Annotated in this window: 19 protein-coding genes and 1 pseudogene; 9 read left to right on the forward strand and 11 right to left on the reverse strand. The window is 39.6% G+C overall.

Going from position 1 to position 19,800, the window contains the following annotated elements:
* Window positions 1-9: 9 nt before the first annotated feature.
* Together hflD and purB are read left to right on the forward strand one after the other, a co-directional pair.
* On the forward strand, window positions 10-741 hold the full coding sequence (gene hflD, locus AC1M85_RS09650) for a high frequency lysogenization protein HflD (protein WP_092766084.1): 732 nt from the start codon (window positions 10-12) through the stop codon (window positions 739-741).
* Between the two features lie 55 nt (window positions 742-796).
* The gene (gene purB / locus AC1M85_RS09655; protein WP_092766083.1) at window positions 797-2,185 is read left to right on the forward strand and encodes an adenylosuccinate lyase; all 1,389 of its coding nucleotides are present in this window, start codon (window positions 797-799) and stop codon (window positions 2,183-2,185) included.
* 74 nt (window positions 2,186-2,259) lie between these two features.
* Here the strand turns inward: purB and AC1M85_RS09660 are convergent, their stop codons facing one another.
* Window positions 2,260-2,499, reverse strand: a complete 240-nt coding sequence (locus AC1M85_RS09660) for a hypothetical protein (RefSeq protein WP_092766082.1) — start codon at window positions 2,497-2,499, stop codon at window positions 2,260-2,262.
* 161 nt (window positions 2,500-2,660) lie between these two features.
* Between AC1M85_RS09660 and AC1M85_RS09665 the strand changes: the two genes are divergently transcribed.
* On the forward strand, window positions 2,661-3,302 hold the full coding sequence (locus tag AC1M85_RS09665; protein ID WP_481595533.1) for a DUF2238 domain-containing protein: 642 nt from the start codon (window positions 2,661-2,663) through the stop codon (window positions 3,300-3,302).
* 52 nt (window positions 3,303-3,354) lie between these two features.
* Here the strand turns inward: AC1M85_RS09665 and sohB are convergent, their stop codons facing one another.
* Entirely contained in the window at window positions 3,355-4,317 is a 963-nt protein-coding gene (gene sohB, locus AC1M85_RS09670; RefSeq protein WP_488212963.1) for a protease SohB, read from the reverse strand.
* Between the two features lie 429 nt (window positions 4,318-4,746).
* Between sohB and AC1M85_RS09675 the strand changes: the two genes are divergently transcribed.
* The 3 genes from AC1M85_RS09675 (at window position 4,747) to ruvB (ending at window position 7,830) form a co-directional block, all read left to right on the forward strand.
* Window positions 4,747-6,087 carry a deoxyguanosinetriphosphate triphosphohydrolase gene (locus tag AC1M85_RS09675; RefSeq protein ID WP_488212964.1) on the forward strand — a complete coding sequence of 447 codons (1,341 nt, stop codon included), beginning with the start codon at window positions 4,747-4,749 and terminating at the stop codon, window positions 6,085-6,087.
* A 121-nt stretch (window positions 6,088-6,208) separates the two neighbouring features.
* On the forward strand, window positions 6,209-6,811 hold the full coding sequence (gene ruvA / locus AC1M85_RS09680; RefSeq protein WP_488212965.1) for a Holliday junction branch migration protein RuvA: 603 nt from the start codon (window positions 6,209-6,211) through the stop codon (window positions 6,809-6,811).
* A gap of 11 nt (window positions 6,812-6,822) precedes the next feature.
* Window positions 6,823-7,830, forward strand: a complete 1,008-nt coding sequence (ruvB, locus tag AC1M85_RS09685) for a Holliday junction branch migration DNA helicase RuvB (RefSeq protein ID WP_035265728.1) — start codon at window positions 6,823-6,825, stop codon at window positions 7,828-7,830.
* Between the two features lie 23 nt (window positions 7,831-7,853).
* Here the strand turns inward: ruvB and AC1M85_RS09690 are convergent, their stop codons facing one another.
* Window positions 7,854-8,729 carry a hypothetical protein gene (locus tag AC1M85_RS09690; RefSeq protein WP_488212966.1) on the reverse strand — a complete coding sequence of 292 codons (876 nt, stop codon included), beginning with the start codon at window positions 8,727-8,729 and terminating at the stop codon, window positions 7,854-7,856.
* Window positions 8,730-8,935: 206 nt separating this feature from the next.
* On the opposite strand from AC1M85_RS09690, the gene AC1M85_RS09695 reads away from it, so the two are divergent.
* Together AC1M85_RS09695 and AC1M85_RS09700 are read left to right on the forward strand one after the other, a co-directional pair.
* On the forward strand, window positions 8,936-10,288 hold the full coding sequence (locus AC1M85_RS09695; protein ID WP_488212967.1) for an amidohydrolase: 1,353 nt from the start codon (window positions 8,936-8,938) through the stop codon (window positions 10,286-10,288).
* Window positions 10,289-10,557: 269 nt separating this feature from the next.
* The gene (locus tag AC1M85_RS09700) at window positions 10,558-11,163 is read left to right on the forward strand and encodes an OmpW/AlkL family protein (protein WP_488212968.1); all 606 of its coding nucleotides are present in this window, start codon (window positions 10,558-10,560) and stop codon (window positions 11,161-11,163) included.
* Window positions 11,164-11,220: 57 nt separating this feature from the next.
* Here AC1M85_RS09700 and AC1M85_RS09705 read toward each other — a convergent pair whose 3' ends face one another.
* From AC1M85_RS09705 to AC1M85_RS09730, 6 genes are all read right to left on the reverse strand, one after another.
* Window positions 11,221-12,282, reverse strand: a complete 1,062-nt coding sequence (locus tag AC1M85_RS09705) for a 2Fe-2S iron-sulfur cluster-binding protein (RefSeq protein ID WP_488212969.1) — start codon at window positions 12,280-12,282, stop codon at window positions 11,221-11,223.
* A gap of 11 nt (window positions 12,283-12,293) precedes the next feature.
* Window positions 12,294-12,656 (reverse strand): phenol hydroxylase subunit P4, encoded by a 363-nt coding sequence (locus tag AC1M85_RS09710; RefSeq protein ID WP_488212970.1) that lies wholly within the window; start codon window positions 12,654-12,656, stop codon window positions 12,294-12,296.
* Window positions 12,657-12,723: 67 nt separating this feature from the next.
* Window positions 12,724-14,247, reverse strand: coding sequence for an aromatic/alkene/methane monooxygenase hydroxylase/oxygenase subunit alpha (locus AC1M85_RS09715; RefSeq protein WP_179998392.1), 1,524 nt, complete (start codon window positions 14,245-14,247; stop codon window positions 12,724-12,726).
* 62 nt (window positions 14,248-14,309) lie between these two features.
* Window positions 14,310-14,576: an MmoB/DmpM family protein gene (locus AC1M85_RS09720; RefSeq protein WP_488212971.1), complete on the reverse strand. Its 267-nt coding sequence runs from the start codon at window positions 14,574-14,576 to the stop codon at window positions 14,310-14,312.
* 11 nt (window positions 14,577-14,587) lie between these two features.
* Window positions 14,588-15,592 (reverse strand): aromatic/alkene monooxygenase hydroxylase subunit beta, encoded by a 1,005-nt coding sequence (locus AC1M85_RS09725; protein WP_481586630.1) that lies wholly within the window; start codon window positions 15,590-15,592, stop codon window positions 14,588-14,590.
* A 21-nt stretch (window positions 15,593-15,613) separates the two neighbouring features.
* Entirely contained in the window at window positions 15,614-15,883 is a 270-nt protein-coding gene (locus tag AC1M85_RS09730; protein WP_481586697.1) for a phenol hydroxylase subunit, read from the reverse strand.
* Between the two features lie 357 nt (window positions 15,884-16,240).
* On the opposite strand from AC1M85_RS09730, the gene mobR reads away from it, so the two are divergent.
* Window positions 16,241-17,917 (forward strand): phenol degradation transcriptional regulator MobR, encoded by a 1,677-nt coding sequence (gene mobR / locus AC1M85_RS09735; protein ID WP_488212972.1) that lies wholly within the window; start codon window positions 16,241-16,243, stop codon window positions 17,915-17,917.
* A 32-nt stretch (window positions 17,918-17,949) separates the two neighbouring features.
* Here mobR and AC1M85_RS09740 read toward each other — a convergent pair whose 3' ends face one another.
* Together AC1M85_RS09740 and AC1M85_RS09745 are read right to left on the reverse strand one after the other, a co-directional pair.
* A complete protein-coding gene (locus tag AC1M85_RS09740) occupies window positions 17,950-18,219 on the reverse strand; it encodes a helix-turn-helix domain-containing protein (RefSeq protein ID WP_488213868.1) in 270 nt (89 codons plus the stop codon).
* Window positions 18,220-18,230: 11 nt separating this feature from the next.
* A pseudogene (locus tag AC1M85_RS09745) lies at window positions 18,231-19,517 on the reverse strand (sigma 54-interacting transcriptional regulator); the annotation flags it as partial.
* Window positions 19,518-19,800: the final 283 nt, after the last annotated feature.

Genomic DNA, 19,800 nt, shown 5'->3' on the forward strand with positions numbered 1-19,800 from the left:
TTTTCAGGCATGACAGAGTTACCGTTCCAGCAGCTTCAGACTCTGAATGATCGTCAAAACAGAGCTTTGGCTTTGGCAGCAGTATTTCAATCGACTCAGCTGACACATATGACAGCCATTGCAGGTCGACAAAATATTGGTGAAAACGGTAACTTCTATTTAGAACAATTAATTAAGGCGAGTTTAAATATTCGCCCTACTTCCAATAAGAATTGTCAAACCTTAGATTTTTTTAACCAGCTTGCAGATATTTCTCTGGGATTAAAAACATTAGAAAGTAGCATCACCCAACCATTCAATACTGCACCAAAATCAAGAATACCTAAATTTGCCAATGCAAAACTTCCAATGTCCTATGCAATGGCATTATTACATTTAGAAAAGAAAGTATATAGCAACCCAAAATTCGTTGAAATTATTGAAAAATCACAAGAAAAAATACTAAAACAACTCTCCTTTTTTGATCATAATTATCTACATCCAAGTATTCTTGCAAACCTTGCTCAAACCTATGTCGAAACTGCAGGACAGATTAATCCTCGCATTATGGTGAAAGGCAATGCAGAAGCTTTTAAGGATTCTTCGCACACCAATCGTATTCGTGCTTCATTGTTTACAGGTTTACAGATGGCGCATTTATGGCGTCAGTCAGGTGGAAGTTCATGGAGCATGATCTTCACCAAACGCAAGTTACTGAAAGATATTCAAGATCTCGCTCGTTTACAGTTTCAGGTGGTTTAACCTGATGTATATCGAGTTCTGTTTTACGTTTCATTCCAAAGTTTAAGGAATTGCTATGAACGCTTTAACCGCACTTTCTCCATTAGATGGTCGCTATGCAAGCAAATGTGATGCTTTGCGCCCTTTCCTCTCTGAGTTTGGTTTAATCCATGCTCGTGTGACTGTTGAAGTGCGCTGGTTACAAGCACTTGCAAATCGCCCAGAAATTACTGAAGTGCCAGCTTTTTCTAACGAAACAAATGCAGCTTTAGATGCAATCGTTGCAAATTTCTCTGAAGACGATGCTAACCGTATCAAAGAAATCGAACGCACAACCAACCATGATGTAAAAGCGGTTGAATATTTCTTAAAAGAGAAAATTGCAAACATTGATGAACTTAAAAATGCGGGTGAATTCATTCACTTTGCTTGTACATCTGAAGACATCAACAACTTGTCTCATGCACTCATGCTGAAAAGTGGTCGTGAAGTACTAGCTACGTCTATGCAACAAATTGTGGACTCAATTGTTGCACTTGCAGAAAAACACGCTGATCAACCAATGTTGTCTCGTACACATGGTCAAACTGCAAGCCCAACAACATTGGGTAAAGAAATGGCGAATGTGGCATACCGTCTTGCACGCCAAATCAAACAATTCAACAATGTTGAGCTTCTAGGTAAAATCAATGGTGCTGTAGGTAACTATAATGCTCACCTTTCTGCTTACCCTGAAATTAACTGGCCTGCTCACTCGCAAGCATTTGTTGAATCTTTAGGTCTCACGTTTAACCCGTATACAACTCAAATTGAGCCGCACGACTACATGGCTGAATTGTTTGATGCGCTTCGTCGTTTCAACACAATCCTCATCGATTTCAACCGTGATGTTTGGGGTTATATCTCTCTTGGTTTCTTCAAACAAAAATTAAAAGAAGGTGAAGTTGGTTCTTCAACAATGCCACACAAAGTGAACCCAATCGATTTTGAAAACTCTGAAGGTAACTTGGGTATTGCTAATGCAGTCCTTGCTCACCTTGGTGAAAAGCTCCCAATTTCTCGCTGGCAGCGTGACTTAACTGACTCTACTGTTCTTCGTAACATGGGCGTTGGTTTTGCACAAAGCTTGATCGCATTTGAAGCTTGCTTGAAAGGTGTGGGCAAACTTGAATTGAATGCCGACCGTATTCTTGAAGACTTAGACAACGCTCAAGAAGTTCTTGCTGAACCAATTCAAACAGTAATGCGTCGTTATAACGTTGAAAAACCATACGAAAAACTTAAAGCCCTTACTCGTGGTCAAGCAATGACTCGCGAAATGATGGTGAATTTTGTGAATGGTAACGAATTAGAAGCTGTTCCTGCAGCAGATCGTGCGCGTCTTGCTGAAATGACACCTGCATCTTATACAGGTAATGCTGCTGAGCAAGCGAAACAAATTAAAGATTTGATTGCTAAAATCTAAATAGTATTGAATAAAAAAGCGAAGCTTAGGCTTCGCTTTTTTTGTATGAGACTCATCAAATGTTTCAATAAAAATCATGCTTCATCAGGACAGTAACGTATAAAGTCAGTTCTGAGCTTTTCTAATTCATCACCAGTTAAAACATCGCTATAGTAAATATAATGAGTCACTTGAGCATATTGAATGTCATGCCTAAACATCATTCCTCGGAGTGATACTGAGATCTCTTCAGGAAAGTCATCCAAAGTAAGCTCTTCAAACTCATAATGAAAATATGCATTTTGCTGTGCAAGAAAAGCAGCTGAAACCGTCATAATAAAAACTCAAAATAAATCATATTCTAACTGATCATCCTGATTGCAATGAGCTATTGATATAAACAACTATTTATAAAAATATTGCGATCTGCAGCTTATTCTCAGGATTGATCCATTACAATCATATGAAGAAATTAATCAAATCAACATATAACAAAATGCACTACAAAAAATTTACTCCTAAACACCACCTCGTATTCTTCATTTTCATAATGGTGCTGATCTTGGCAAGTATAAAGCCTCTTGAATATGCTTCTTATGGCTTACATCAACTTGGCACAGCTTTAATGCTGGTGTTTTTGATCTATATACAAAAGAAAGTTGGTTTGAGTTTTATCGCATTTTCTCTCTATATTGGATTTCTGATCATTCATATTCTTGGGGCGCACTATTTATATTCGTATGTTCCCTATAATGAATGGTTGATGCACTACTTCAACATACATTTAAATGCACAGATGGGTTGGGAGCGAAATATGTATGATCGCTTGGTCCATTTTGCCTATGGTCTACTTCTCTATCCTTTTTTCCTGAGGATCATTCAATTCTATTTACCACAATTATCTGAACGAGTACTTTTTCTTATTGTGGTTCAGTTTGTCATGGCCACCAGTCTCATTTACGAATGGATTGAATGGTCGATTGCGATTAATCTTTCCCCTGAGGCAGCAGAAAATTATAATGGTCAACAAGGTGATATTTGGGATGCCCATAAAGATATGCTGTTCGCAACACTTGGGTCCATGATCACAGGAATAGTAATGTTATATCGAAAATTAGACTCTCGACCATACAAATGATAAATCATAAAAAAAACCAATCATTAGATTGGCTTTTTTTATTTCATCGAATTTAAAGTTTAGGATCACGTAGTTGCACTAAGTTCGCATTAGTTTTGACTAAAGTGTCCATAACTTTATTCATCACAGCAGGAATCAAACTGTCCGCCATTTGTGCCGCTTGCAGTCCTAATTTCTCACCTAAGGTAGGTTTACGGCGAGTTTGAATCAAGTAAACATCATGCACTGTCAATAAACTTAATAAATACTCATCCGAGGTTTGAAGCTTATCAACCAAATTCAAATCTAATGAATCTTGACCGTACCAATGTTCACCTGTTGCTACTTTTTCAACATTTAACTGTGGACGATATTTTTCAACAAAATGCTTGAACAATGCATGCGTTTGTTGCAACTCTTCTTCAAACTTTGCTTTACCCTCTTCCGTATTTTCACCAAACATGGTCACGGTACGTTTATATTGACCCGCAGTATAAAGCTCAAAATCAATATTATGTTCTTTAAGTAAACGATTAAAATTAGGCACTTGAGCAACAACGCCAATTGAACCAATCACTGCAAATGGAGCAGAAATAATTTCGTTACCGATACATGCCATCATGTATCCACCACTTGCTGCGACTTTATCAACACAAATGGTTAAATGAAAACCAGCATCGCGCAGACGCACCAATTGAGCAGCCGCAAGTCCATAACCATGTACCATCCCACCTGGACTTTCCAAACGTACTACGACACGATCACGCCCTGCTTTAGCAGTCGCCAAAATCAAAGTAATTTCTTCACGAAGATTCTCTACAGCTGAAGCTGCCATGTCACCTTTAAAATCAATTACATATACTTTCTGATTATTCTTTTTACGCGTGCGTGCTTCTTTTGAAAACTGCTGAGACAACTGCAGAAGTTCAAGTTTAGATGCAGTACTTTGCGCAATTTTTTTTCGTTGTTCATTAATACGCGCATTTAAGTGAGTGACTCGAATTTCGGCAGGAAGTTTCGGCAAATGAAATAACATATAAATTCACATCTCTATAATTCATCTTTATGAGGATAACATGAGGTCAAAATAGACAAATTTCAATAGCTTTATTGAAATGTTCTGCCAATCATAGGATCAATTTGATCAACAATCAGCATAAAAAGTAGATACGTTATGCATACTATTTCGTTAGAAAATTATCGAACCGACTTGCATCCACGCATCATCTAATGATTGATATCTATCTTTATAATCAATTAGAGACTCTTATGATGATTTGAGATTGAAGAAATTGAATTATATTAGGAGAATAATTCTTAAAATCAAAATCTTAATACTCATTATTTTACTTCTTAAACTTTTCCGAAATGCATTTTCAATGCGCCAAATTATGTCGTGTCAGCATATATTTTTCACGATTTTTTTGGCATGATGGTTCCAGACAGTAATGATGAATAATGATAAATGACTCAAATGCGTTGGCTGGAACTGTTATCAACAGTTCGACTTGGTAGTTCAAAACAAAATACAGAACAAGCACGTAGCCCCTTCCATAAAGATTACGATCGTATTATTTTTTCTCAGAGTTTTAGGCAACTTAACCGTAAAACTCAAGTTCACCCCCTGACTCAACATGATGGCATTCACACGCGTCTAACACATTCCCTTGAAGTTTCTTGCATCGGACGCTCTTTGGGAATGCTGGCAGCTGAAAAAATTCGTGATGTGTTACCTATGTGGATCTCTCCTGCAGATGTCGGTGCAATTATTCAAGCAGCTTGTCTCGCACACGATATTGGTAATCCTCCTTTTGGTCATGCAGGTGAGTACGCTATTCGTGAATGGTTTGATGATGCATCACACGGCGATTTTTTATCGAGTTTAACCCCTGAACAGCAGGCCGATGTTCGCCAGTTTGAGGGCAATGCTCAAGGTCTTCGTTTACTCACGAAAATTGACTATCACCCTAATGACGGTGGAATGCGCCTCACTTACGCAACCTTAGGAGCTTACTTAAAGTACCCATGGCTTTCTAAAACCATTGACTCTCAGGGAAATACGCCTGCCAGTAAACGAGCTAAGTTTGGTTGCTATCAATCTGAAAAAGAAATTTTGCAACAAATTGGTCACCAATTAGGTCTTATACAATATGGTGAATATCATTTCTGTCGCCATCCACTCACCTATTTACTCGAAGCTGCGGATGATATTTGTTATGCCCTGATCGATTTAGAAGATGGCATTATTCTTAACATGCTCAGCTATGAGCAAGTCGAACCTATTTTTTTAAATCTGCTCGGTGACTATGGCACGCCTGCTGAACTTGCAATGCCATACACCACGTGGCAACAAAAGATTGCAGCATTGCGTGGTCGTGTGATGAAACGCTTGGTTGATGAAGTCACTTCCGCTTTTACTAAACATCATTTTGAAATTTTGTCAGGACAGCTTAAAGGTAGTTTGCTCCAATATTGCTCGCCCGATATCGAAGCAGGAATTGATTGTGCAAAGAATTTAGCGCGGGAGAAAATCTTTGAGCACCCTCAAAAATCTGGTTTAGAAATCATTGCACATCAAAGCTTACAGCACATACTAGATGCATTTATTCCGCTTACGACACCCAATAAAATTCATAACTTTAAGGAAGGACGTTTACTGTCTATTATCTCAGGCTTAGGTGTTCGTTTTAGTGATGATCACTATGACAATATCATGCAAGTCTTAGATGTGATCTCAAAATTTTCAGATCATCAGGCTTATCATTTGGCACAGGAACTTCAAGGGAATAAAGTTGGATTTTTATAAACCTTAAATTTAGTGTTCAGGAAAAGAGCATAAAGTGTTTTTTGATTTTGCGTTCTGAAGCAATGAACACTACTATGCTGACATAGTGAATTTAACATCGACAAATAAGTGAAATAATTGAATGATTGGATGTCTTATTGGTGAAGTGCTTGCTTTAGAAGCACCAACAGTTTTATTGAATGTAAATGGTGTTGGCTATGAGGTTGATACACCTCTTTCAACATTTTGCCAATTACAGAAAGGACAAAAAGTCACATTGTGGACGCATTTGGCTGTACGTGAAGATGCCCAATTATTGTATGGATTTTCCAACGCACAAGAAAAAAGTATTTTCCGCACTTTACTTAAAGTGAACGGCGTTGGTCCCAAAATGGCATTGGGTATTCTCTCAACACTCAGCGTAGACATGCTCATTCATACCGTTGAACATGAAGATGTAAACACTTTAGTCAAAGTTCCAGGTGTTGGTAAAAAGACTGCAGAGCGTTTGATGATTGAACTTCGAGATCGCTTTAAAGCGCTTGCAGCTCAGCCATCCACATCAAACTCTACAACAGCGCAAATTCAGTTTACGGGTAACTCTGCTGTCGCTGAGGCTGAAGCTGCTTTACAGTCATTAGGTTACAAGCCACTAGAAGCACAAAAGTTAGTCAATGCCGTTAAAGGTGACTTCAATGAGGCATCCGATATTATCCGTGCTGCTTTAAAATCGATGAATAAATAAGATCTCATATTATGCAAGACCGTATTATCAGTGGTTCTGAAAAACCAGAAGATCATTTTGATCGTGCCATTCGACCAACATCATTAGATGATTATATTGGTCAGCCTGTTGTGCGTGAGCAGATGGAAATTTTCATTGGTGCAGCTCGTGGACGTGGTGAAGCTTTAGACCATACCTTGATTTTTGGTCCTCCGGGTTTAGGTAAAACCACACTTGCCAATATTATCGCGCGTGAAATGGGTGGCAATCTCAAATCCACCTCAGGTCCTGTGTTAGAGCGCGCTGGTGATTTGGCAGCAATGCTCACTAACTTAGAAGAAGGTGACGTTTTATTTATTGATGAGATTCACCGTCTCTCTCCAGTGATCGAGGAAATCCTTTATCCTGCAATGGAAGATTACCAACTGGATATTATGATTGGTGAAGGCCCTGCTGCGCGTTCAATTAAGTTAGATTTACCGCCATTCACTTTAGTCGCTGCGACTACTCGTGCCGGTTTATTGACCTCTCCGCTTCGAGATCGTTTTGGTATCGTCCAGCGATTAGAGTTTTATTCGGTTGAAGATTTGACCCATATCGTGACTCGTTCTGCAAATCTGATGGATGTTCCAATCACTGAAGCTGGTTCGAAGGAAGTGGCTCGTCGTTCTCGTGGTACGCCTCGTATCGCAAACCGTTTACTGCGTCGTGTACGTGACTATGCTCAAGTGAAAGGTACAGGTGAGGTCACACAAGAAATGGCGCAACGTGCGCTTGATATGTTGAATGTGGACAAGGATGGTTTAGATACACTCGACCGCCGTTATTTATCCATGTTATTAGAACGTTTTGATGGTGGTCCTGCAGGTGTTGAAGCTCTAGCAGCGGCAATGGCAGAAGATTCAGGCACGCTGGAAGATGTGATTGAACCTTACTTGATTCAGCAAGGTTATGTGATGCGTACCGCACGTGGTCGTATTGCAACAAATCAGGCGTATTTGCAGTTTGGGATGACACCACCTGAACCGAAAGAGAAGTGATTTATAAAAGCAGCTTAGGCTGCTTATTTATTGAGAATTTTTTTAAACTCATCTGCCAACTGATCACCCAAATTTGCAATGTCAGTCAAGGATAATAAATCATTAGATTCATCCCACTTTCTAGCATCTATTAATATCTTATTAACTTTTCTTATTAAACCCTCTTCAATAATAAACTTACTCACATAAATGTCTTTGGTATCGGTCTGTTTTATTAATTGATTGTTAAAATGCATTATTGAGATGATCAAAAGTTTCCCAAGTTGAGAAATTATTTTTTCTTTTTCATGCCCAACACTAAAATATAAATTTAGTTTAGTTAAACAAGCATTAGTATTTTCTGTAACGTCTAAAATTTCTTTTAATTTTGAACCAACTAATGTTGAATAATCACTTTTATCAGCTACAGGAAAATTAACAAAATTATCCTTAAATATCATAACTTTTTGAATATACTTAGCTAAAGAGTTAAGACAATCCGATGTAATACTTATGATCTCATCTTCCCATTTAAGTTGCTTAGTGTACTGAAATTCTTGTTTTCCTAACTCTCTTTGTTGCTCAAATAATTTTTGATTTAGATTAAAAGCAATTTGTTGTGAACTTTTTATTTCTAGTACTACTGTATTAAAAGACATTTCAGTTAATTTAAAACTTCTGACACCATACCAAATTGCAATGATTGTCGCTGAAATTCCTAGAATAAAAGCTATCGCCATTGCAATCATAAAAGACCAAATTGCAGTCGTATCAGTTGAGCTTACATTCAAATCCAAAGGAATTTTCTGCGTTTCAGGATCAACTTGAATACTCGTCGTATATAAAGGCGGTTGTGGCACGGTCCACGGAAGTTGAATCATGACATCTTGATTATGCTTAAGTTCTTCTTCAACGCCCATTAGCTCCCCCACAACTATTAAAATAATTATTTAAAATTAATAATTTACAAATAATAACAACTTTAAATCTATGGATAAAGCATTAAAAATCAATGCTTCATGTTCACTATACTTTTCATGTATTTCGATATACCTGTTAAGTTTTGCAACTATCGGAAGTGAATGAGAAGCTCCTAAAACTTTTGGATTTTTAGGACATTGAGTTCATGATTTCACTTAGGCTATTTACTGCTTGTACCATCTTGCCCCTTTGTTCAACCTTGAGTTTTGCAGATTGGGTTGATGACGGTGTGAACGCTGTTGAACAACATACCATCAAATTAAGACAGCACATTCACCAACATCCCGAACTCGGCAATATGGAATTTAAAACCTCGGCTCTGGTTCAAAAAGAATTAAAAAAATATGGAATTGAAGTCCGCACAGGCTATGCCAAAACAGGTGTAATCGGAATTCTTAAAGGTGTAAAACCTGGCCCAGTGATGGCATTACGTGCAGATATGGATGCATTACCGATTGAGGAAAAAACAGGACTTTCTTTTGCGAGTAAAGCAAAGGCAACCTATCAAGGTAAAGAAACGCCAGTGATGCATGCCTGTGGACATGATGCTCACACAGCAATGTTACTCGGCGCTGCAAAAGTGCTTTCGGAAAATAAAGATAAAATTGCAGGTACTGTTGTGTTTGTCTTCCAACCAGCTGAAGAAGGTGGAGCAGATATTGATAACTTTAGCCATGGCGATCAAATTGGTTCACGTAAGATGATTGCAGATGGGGCTTTAAAAAATCCTAAGCCTGAAGTGATCTTCGGTATGCATGTTATGGCAGGTATGCCTAGTGGTCATATTTTTTATAAAGATGGCACTATTTTAAACAGTGCAGATCACTTGCGCATTCAGGTCAGTGGAAAACAAGTTCATGGTTCTATGCCATGGCTAGGACGTGATCCCATTTATGCTTCATCTCAAATGATTAGTAATATGCAGAGTTTGATCAGCCGTCGTGCAGATTTAACCAAAGGTATGGGGGCAATCAGTATTGGCAGTATCCAAGGTGGAACGGTAGGAAATGTGATACCAGAGCAAGTCAATATGGTTGGCACGATTCGATCAAATAATGATGAGGTCCGCCAGAATATTCTCAAGGATTTACCGAAATTGATCGAACATAATGCTCATGCAAATGACGTAAAAGCCAAAGTAGAAATTGCCGCTTATGCCCCCGTTACCACGAACGATAAAACGCTAACTCAACTCATCGCGCCATCACTTGCGAAAGTTCACGGTGAAGATAAATTACATGTGCTTGAAAACAATGCAAGCGCAAGTGAAGACTTTGCCTATTATGGTCAACTTATGCCTTCATTGTTCATTTTCATTGGTGCAACACCTCAAGATCAAGAGATGAGTAAGGCTGCACCCAATCATAACCCTCAATTTATTGTAGATGATGCGACATTAAAAACTGGCGTTGAAAGCCACATTCGTTTTGTGATGGACTATCCGACTATTGCACAACAAGTTCAACAAGATTGGATAAAAACACACAATAAGGTTTAAATCATTTTAATGGTAAGTTGAATTAAGGAGAGTCTAGAACGATAATTCTTGACTCTTCTCAAATACATATTTTATTAAAATGCAAATTTCATTATTTCATTAAATTTCAATCGTACTTTTTATCTAATAAATGAAATGATGAAAACCACAAATCTAAAAAAACAAACAAGTGATTGATTTTATTTAAAAATAAAAATGGTACAACTATTGCAATATTCCTAATCAATTTCAAAGTAATGAAATTGACTATATTTAAAGGAATAAATTTGATGAAAAAAACAATACTCTGTACCAGTTTGGCCCTAACGGTAAGCACCGCAATTTCTGCCTCACCTTTACTTTCGCACGACAAGTATCTGCGATTTGGTATTACCCAGATTGAAGCAGACAAACATCCTGGCCTGTTATTTAACAGTGTTGAAACCTCAATTGGTGAAAGTTATCGACCAACCCTAGCCATGGGGCTATTCCTCAGTGACAACATCAGCCTGAATTTATTAGCTGGTATCCCGCCACAACATAATTTTTATGGTGATGGAGTCAAACTAGGCAGCACCAAATATCTGCCACCCACCTTGAGTCTCCAGTACCATTTCAAACCCAAAGGTAATATCAATCCTTATCTAGGCATCGGTTACAATTATGTCTATTTTTATGATACTGACAGCACAGATGGTTCAGATGTTGATCTGTCCAATTCACATGGCATTGCGTTTAACGCCGGCCTAGAATATTTCATCAATAATAAAATTAGTCTAGGTTTTGATTATCGTTATGTCAAAGTAGACAGCGATGTGAAAATTAATGGTGCGGATGCAGGTAATCTCAAAATTGATCCAAGTCTCTACAGCCTTACACTGGCTTATCATTTTTAAATCATTCAATAAAAAAACAGCCATTTGGCTGTTTTTTTATGTTCACCTATCAGGCAATTAGATATGTTTAAATAGTGCTGAACGTGATTGATCCGATGCGCCATCGGCCGCACTGAGAAAGCGTTCTGTATGAATATCTCGTTCAAACAGACGACTTTGCATTAGCATGGAAATCGCAGCGTCAATCATGAGGGGTGGACCGCACAAATAAGCTTTGTGACCAGAACATTTATTTTCAAAATAATCTGCTACGGCGTCATGTACAAATCCGGTAAATCCATCCCATTGATCTTCGGGCTTAGGGGCATTCAAGGCTGGTACATAACGGAAATTCGGATATTGTTTTACCCAACCTTCAAATATTTCACGGTTATACAGTTCTGCAACATCACGTGCACCTTGGAATAAATAAATGGTACGGTTATCACCTTGTTCTAATAAATCTTGAATCATTGATTGAGGGCTAGATAGGCCCGAACCACCTGCGATAAAAATCACATCCTTCGTATCAGACTTGCGTACAAAGAATTGTCCATACGGTCCGGAAATTTCTAGCTGGTCGCCAGTCTTTAATGATTCATGGACATAAGTAGTCGCTGCGCCACCCGGTACTTGGCGGATATGTAATTCAACAATATCTTCTTCACTTGGGGAATTGGCAATCGAAAAGGCGCGTGTACCTTCAATTCCAGGGAACTGAATATTGATGTACTGCCCAGCTTGGAATTGCATTGGACGATCTAAGGCTAAACGCACGCCTTTAATCGTAGGTGAAAGCTCTTTGATCTCAATCACTTCAGCCTGAAAATCTTCGACTAGATAACCAAGGAAGTCTTCATCCTCATCAACATCAGCTTCAATGACCATATCTGATTCTGGTTTGCAGCAACATGCTAGAACTTTATTTTCTTCACGCTCAATGTCCATTAATGCAAATGGAGAAGCTTCACCAACATCATAATATCCATCTGTCACCTGCACTTTACAGGTACCGCAGGTGCCATGACCACAGGCAAATGGAAGCCATACGCCCTGACGTAATGCTGCATCCAAAATGGTTTGATCTTCTTCGACTTCAATGGTGGTTCCAATCGGTTCAATCGTGACTTGATAACTCATTTCAGCGCTCCTTAAACATGACGATGCTGGTAACCATCCAGCCCAGGTGTAATGAAGCGCAATAGCGATTTATGACCAATATTTTGACTTGCCAAGCTTTGATCCAGTTTCGGTTGAAACGACTGACCATCTAACAAATATTCGACTTTTGACCAATCAATTTCAGTAAATTCAGGATGTTGGTGGAAACCATCTTGTATTTGTTGATCAATTAAATCCTGAAAGCTTTGCTGTGGAGATGCCAACATGGCATGTGCCGCACAGTATAGGGTGTGATGATCCCATCCCACGTAAATCAGTATGTTGTCACCATAGTGTTTTTGTAAGTCACGTGGTTCAAAATCATATTGGTTGTTAATTGCTTTTACTGGCATTTCCCTAAACTCCTAAATTCCATGATGAAGGTGGATAGCCCTGTGAATGGCTATCCAAACATTCGACTTAAGCCACACCTTTCCATTTCTTCCAACGTGCTTGATCTGGAGAACCTTCGATATCTAAATTATCGGCACCGACATTAAAGCGGTAATATTCGCGCAACATCACTTCCAGATCAGGGCCACCACAATTACCTTGCAAAATTTGATTCACGGGTAACCACGCTTGAACGTACTTTTCCGGTTCTCGTTCGAAAATGTCATGACAACCATCTGAACAAGTGTGATAACGCTCGCCTTTATAGACACTGCTGCGGTAACTGAACATGGTCTGATCGCCATCCATTTCAGTAAAGGTCATCGGTACCTGACAGATTTGGCATAGCTGTGGCAAGCCCGCACTATAGAAACGTTTACCTTCCGCTTCCATCTTGCGTGCTAACTCCCAACGTGGACGGTAATACTTGTCAAACGTGTCTGGATATTTTTCTGATAACCAATCCATTTCTTCATCGGTTGGAATCCAAGTGTGGAAGCCAGCCGCATGACCAAAGTTATAGAAAATCCACCATGCTTGATGCGAGACATGCTCTTTTTCTTTTTCAATGACTTCAGAATATTTAGGCATACGAATGCCGTAGCGGCTCAAGTCTTTAAAGAGCGCACCACCCGCTTCTTCAAAATAGGTTTCCCATGCTTCTTTCCATGACATAACTTTGTTTGGCAGCATGTAATCCATCATCATGCCGACAATTGATAGTAATCGAGTGCCACGCCAGAACCATTTATCAATCCACTCCTGTACGATCGGCACGTTGTCTTCATGCTGTTCCAGTAGGAATTTGACAATTTCCAGTCCTAGTGTCATATGACGCGCTTCATCTGACTGCGCGCTAAAGCCGAATGTGACGGTTGCCATATCACCGTTATGTGCAGCACCAGACATGAAGGGTACAAACAGCAAGTTGGTCAACACATATTCAAAGGCAAAACTGATAGCCAGTAAGAATTCAAATGGGCCTGCAGAACGCGCATCTTCAAAGAATGATTTTGGTACAGATAAATACCAAACGCGGTCATGCATGTGTGACCAATCTTGGAAGCCATCAAAGAATTTGTTGTAATGGCTCATCGCATGAATCTGCGTTTGCACATGACGCAATTCATCAATGGACTGCATTTGGGACGCAATACGTGCACCAACACCACTGAACTGACGTCCTACATGGGCATAACCTTGGAAGGCTTGATATTCCAATGGCGTTACAGCAGTTAAAAACAGTTTAATGGCATTTAAATAGCGTTCGTTGGTGACATTCAACTGACCATTATTTTGTGCAAAAGCATCAAAAATTGCGTAGAGCTTTTTCTCTTTTTCCGCTTGATATTTCCAGTAGGCATCCATGGTTAGGCGGAATGGATCTTCCCATTTCGACCAATCCGTAATTTTAATGCCTTCAAATTCTTCATAAGGAAATGCTTCTTTACGGTCTGCATAGGAAAACTCCCAGTCCAGATCACGCGTGAGTGCACGGTAACGGTCTTTGGCATTCAGTTTTTTGCCAATTGCATTAATTTTAGAATTCATACCTGAGGTCCTTTATTCTTTTGATATACCGCTTCAATGCGGCACATTGACGCTTACTTTTTTTAATTCCAGTGTAGACGGAACGTATCGTCATCTTCTTCAACGTTGCCGCCCAACGTGATCATGTTGAGCTGCAAAGATTGAATATCCCATTCTTGGCCCAATTTTTCCGAAACCTTTTCCGCACGAACAATCAGCCCTTTCTCACTTTCTACGCGAATCATGGCAGGTAAATACTGAATGGTGGCGTCAGGATTATCTTCTTCAATCGCTTCAATGATGTAACGTGAGGTATCGTTATCTTGTAATGCCAAATACACTTTAGACATGCTGCTTCTCCTTAAGCCTGTGCCACTTGTTCGAGATCTATTCCAATTTTTTTACTGCGCTCCAGCAGTTTTTTTTCAGCGAGTTCAATGGCACCTGCAGATAATGCTTGTTCTGCCCAAGGTGTAAATGCCGCTTTGACTTCGGGTAGGTATTCCGCCAGCCATTGACTTAACAATTGTTTATTTTCAATTGATTCTGCTGCCGCTGTTTTGAGTACGCTGTCTGACCATTTGCGCAGATCTGTTAAGGCTTCTTGCATAAACTCGGTGAGCATTGCCAAATCACGAGCTTGGTGATCTGCTAACCATTGATCAAATTGGGTATAGACCAGTTCAGACATAAAACTATCTATCACTAGGTTTTGTAATAAAAACAGCTTGAAATAGTCTTGTTCTGTCAGGCTCTGTTCACATAGCTTGCGTAAACCTTGCCAAGCTGTATCGTTCATCCATGCTTGTTTTGCAGGTGCGAGTGATTCACCAGTTCCCCCATCTAAAGCCAAACCCACACGAGAGATATACTGCGCCATCCCGAGTCGATCCATCGCTGCATAAATACATGCTTGGGTTAGTACCGTGCCATAACCATAAGCACTTCCTGACATCATGTGCAGGTTGGCGGTTTGCTCCAAATGACGGAATGGAATAAACAACGTGATTACTTTTTCACGGACTTCTTCAGAAATATGTACAGCCAGCTGACGCTTCTCAAAAAAGTTAAAATTAGCTTCGGCAGTATCTTGTAAACGGGCGCGATGTTGCACATATGTCCCATAATAAAACTGACGTGGATCCTTAAATGCATACCAGTCCTGCATCACAATAGCTGTATGCGTTTTATCATTCAGTGTTTTCTCAGGTTTCCATAATGGTCGGTAATGGAAGTTGGTTTCAGCCTGAATATCAAAACTGACTTCCTGATAGCGGGTTGCAGGTTTATTGCCAAAACGGCGTTCAATGTAGGCGTAACTCTGGCGTATTGGTTCAATACTAGATGTTTTAATTTCAAGTGACATGGCTATCTCCTTAAGCTATTTCTAAAGATCTTCTTGATCTGGGATATATCGCTGTGCATTGACTAAAGTGACTTCAGTCCCATAGCGCCATTTTTCTTCTTCCTCATCATTTCTGGTTTTCTGTTCTTCAGTCATCTCGACGACTTGATTGGTCTCACAAAACTGTATAAAAGCTTCACGAGGTAGCACCAGTTCGACAAACAGACTTGGATCGTGAATAGCGAAATCAAATTCAACAAATTTGGCATTACGGTCACCCGTCACCCGGATATATTTGGTGAGTTGTGGCATCCCTATTTGATTTGTCATGACTAAGAATCCTTCTTGCTGGACAAACTTCCTTCCACATACATATATCAATTAGTGTGCCAACTTTTTAAGAAATTGATTTATATAATATTTATTGTATTTAATGTCTTTTTTTGAATTTTGATTTCATCAAATGATGAACACAATTAAAAAAAAATTCATGAAATGATGAAAGACTATTTTCAACTCTTTTTTTTATAAATATCCATCTGGCATTTTCATGCACTTTATGTACAGTATGATGATATGTATAAATTTTGAGTTCGTTATTAGTACACAAGTAATGAAAAAAGTGCTTCATAGGATATTGAGCACAGAATAAAATGAAGGACATTGCGCATGCAGCCATTTTTGAAGCCACAACAAGATATTCAGGACCTGATTGACCGGATTAAGTTCGATGCCGCTCATGGTCAGATTTGGTTTGAAGAAAATCGTATGTTGTTGCTACATACCGATATTTTTGGTTTTCTACGCAAAGACTTGCACGATATGCTGGGTTATGAGCCAGCCAAAAGGTTCTTTATTCGTTGTGGTTATCAGGCTGGTATGCGAGATGCCGAAGCCACTGCACAACTTCGTCCAGACCTCAATGAAACAGAGGCTTTTATGGCAGGACCACAAATGCATGGTATTCGTGGGATGGTACAGGTCGAAGTCAATACACTTCAGCTGAGCCATCGCAACCATGAGTTCTATGCCGACTTTAACTGGCGACATTCCTTTGAAGGTGAAGTTCACCTGAGCGAATTTGGTAAATCCGATGAACCTGCTTGCTGGCTACAACTTGGTTATGCTTGTGGATATAGCAGCTATGTCATGGGACAAACCATTATTTATCAGGAAACCCAATGTATTGCCCAAGGTCATGATCATTGTCGGATCATTGGTAAACCCTTAACTGAATGGGAAAATGCTGAAGAACTTGTACAATTTATGTCTCCTGACCCCATATCGGACGAAATCATTGCATTACGCGCTGAATTGAATCAGCTAAAACACGATATTTATACTCGTGCCGAGGTCGACTACAGCATGTTTAATGCGGTCGGAGAATCTGCGGCTTACCGCAATGTCTGTGACCTCCTCAAAAAAGCGGCTGGCAGTAAAGTGGCCGTACTCCTGTCTGGGGAAACAGGTGTTGGTAAGGAGGCTTTTGCACGAGGTATTCACTATGCAAGTCCACGTAAAGATAAGCCTTTTATCGCAGTTAACTGTGCTTGTATCCCACATGACCTCATTGAAGCTGAGCTCTTTGGCGTAGAAAAGGGGGCTTTCACAGGAGCAGTCAGTCAACGAATAGGTAAATTTGAACGTGCCCATCAAGGTACGATTTTTCTGGATGAACTGGCTGAGTTATCCCCTCGTGCCCAAGCAGCCTTATTACGAATGCTGCAAGAAGGTGAATTTGAGCGTGTAGGCGATTATCAGACCCGAAAAGTCGATGTTAGAGTGGTAGCTGCTACCAATGAAGATCTAGAATTAGCTGTCAAAGAGGGTCGATTCCGTGCCGATCTGTATTTTCGCCTAAACATTTTTCCGGTACGTATTCCGCCATTACGCGAACGGCGGGAGGACATTCCCCTGCTGGTCAGTCATTTTCTTAAACGCTTTGAAAATATCTATGACAAAAAATTTAAAGGACTTAGTGACAAAGCCAAACATTTCTTTATAAATTACAATTGGCCAGGCAATATCCGTGAATTAGAGAATGTGCTGGAACGCGCAGCACTACTCACAGATGATCAACAAGAGATTAAACTACGTGACTTATTTCCCGATGTTGTAGCCGCTGAGACAAATAGCTATCGGGAAACATTCCCTTCCAAATCATTTAATTCACAAAAAATTGCAGAACTATTTACTCCTGACTTTTCATTGGAGCATTACGAACAGCAGATTATTGTACAAGCCATGCAACAGAGTCAGAACAATGTCTCCGAAGCAGCACGTTTACTCGGCATTAGCCGGGCAACATTGGATTATCGCTTAAAGAAATATAGGGCCTTATCCTAAGGCTCTATATTTCATACCCAAACACCCTCAACTTATATTACTGCGTGCTTTTTTAACCGGTATTCCAGTGCACTTCGTGTCATATTCAAATAACGTGCAGCTTTCGACACGTTGCCGCGATACTTTTGCAAAGCTGTTTGTAAAATTGTGGCTTCGACATATTCAATATCTAGCTGTTCTGAATTGTGCATCAGATTTTCAATGAACTGATCCAGATCACTATGAGTAGCAATGCCTTTGATGCCATTCACTTTCTGCTTATGCTGGCTAACAAAGCTCTGAATTACATTATCTTCCAACATCAGGTCTTCTAAGTCCAATGGCGCATCATTTGACAATAGCACTGCCCGTTCCACAATATTTCGCAGTTCGCGGATATTCCCTGGCCACTCATAACTGTTGAAGAAAGCATAAACCCGGTCACTAAATCCGTTGAAGGTCTTCTCGTACTGCTTTTCAAAGAACCGAATATAATATTCCAGCAGTAAATTAATGTCTTCCCGACGCTCTTTCAATGATGGGATTAATACTGGATAAGTGGCAAGCCTGTAATATAAATCACTGCGGAAACGTCCTTCATCTACTGCTTTTTTCAGACTTTCATTACAAGCGACCACTACCCTGACATCGGTCTTGCGAGTCTTGGTATCCCCCACCCGTTCAAACTCACCAGTTTGCAAAACACGAAGCAAAGACGCCTGCGCTTTAGGGGATAGCTCGATAATTTCGTCCAGGAAAATGCGCCTTTATTACTACCAAACAATTCCGCTTCAATCAGTTGCTCTGGCAGACAGGCACAGTTAATTGCGACAAATTCTTTATCTTTACGGGCACTATTCTGATGGATACCACGCGCAAATGCTTCTTTCCCAACCCCTGTGCTGCCTTGTAGCAATACCGTAATATCCGACTCTGCTGCCTTGAGCAATAATTGGCACACCCTGGCAAAGGTCTTGGATTTTCCTATGGCATCAAAGTAGCTGTTGGAAAATAATGGTTTAATGGTTTCAATAAAATATTCAGATTTCAGTCCAAAATGACGGTCCTGCCCTTCATGGCTTTCAATCCGGCAACACTCATCTCCTTTGGCAACACAATGTGTTTCGACATAATGAAAGGGAGCATTTAAAAATTTTGAGGTATAACCACTGGAATAACCCGTCAACCACCAGCAGCAACAGTGTGTCGAGTAAGACATGTTCTTAATTTGTGCATAGGCTTCATAGGAGTCATTCCATTTGAATATACCTTTAAACTTGTTTTGCTTGGGATTGAAATCCAGCGTCTCAATATCAACATTTACCATGCCACGAATCTTGGCCAGTTGAGGTCCGGTCACAAAAGCTGACAACTGATCATCTGCGCGCAGTTTGAGCGCTCGCACAGCATCTTCACTACCAATTTCATAACCCCAGCGATAGATAACTTTTTTAGCTAGATCAATCCCATATTCATCAATTAAAAAATGCTTCAGTGTATACAAACTATTCGCATTAAAGAGAAGTGATCGATCTCCATCGAACCAGATTTTACCGTCCTCACTTTCAAAAGAAATTTTACTAATAAAATCGCTAACCGATATATCCATATAATTTTTCATTGAGTATTACTCCATCCCTCAATTAATTTCAAATTTCCTGAACTGTTTGAATATATTATTATTTTTATAAATAAGCAGGCGTTTCTAGGTCAGTGTATAGATCGCCAATTTAGAAATACAGTGTCAAAGATGACAAAACTACAAAACACTACGTTTTGCTCCTTTGATTCATTCTTCAATCTCATCGAGCATATCAAGCACATATCGATAAGATTAATGCGCTTTGAATGTGAAAACCAGCCATTCACTGGCTGGTTTTGAATGGGAGTTATTTCTTTAAAAA

The organism is Acinetobacter sp. 24-47-64 (genome assembly GCF_057737055.1).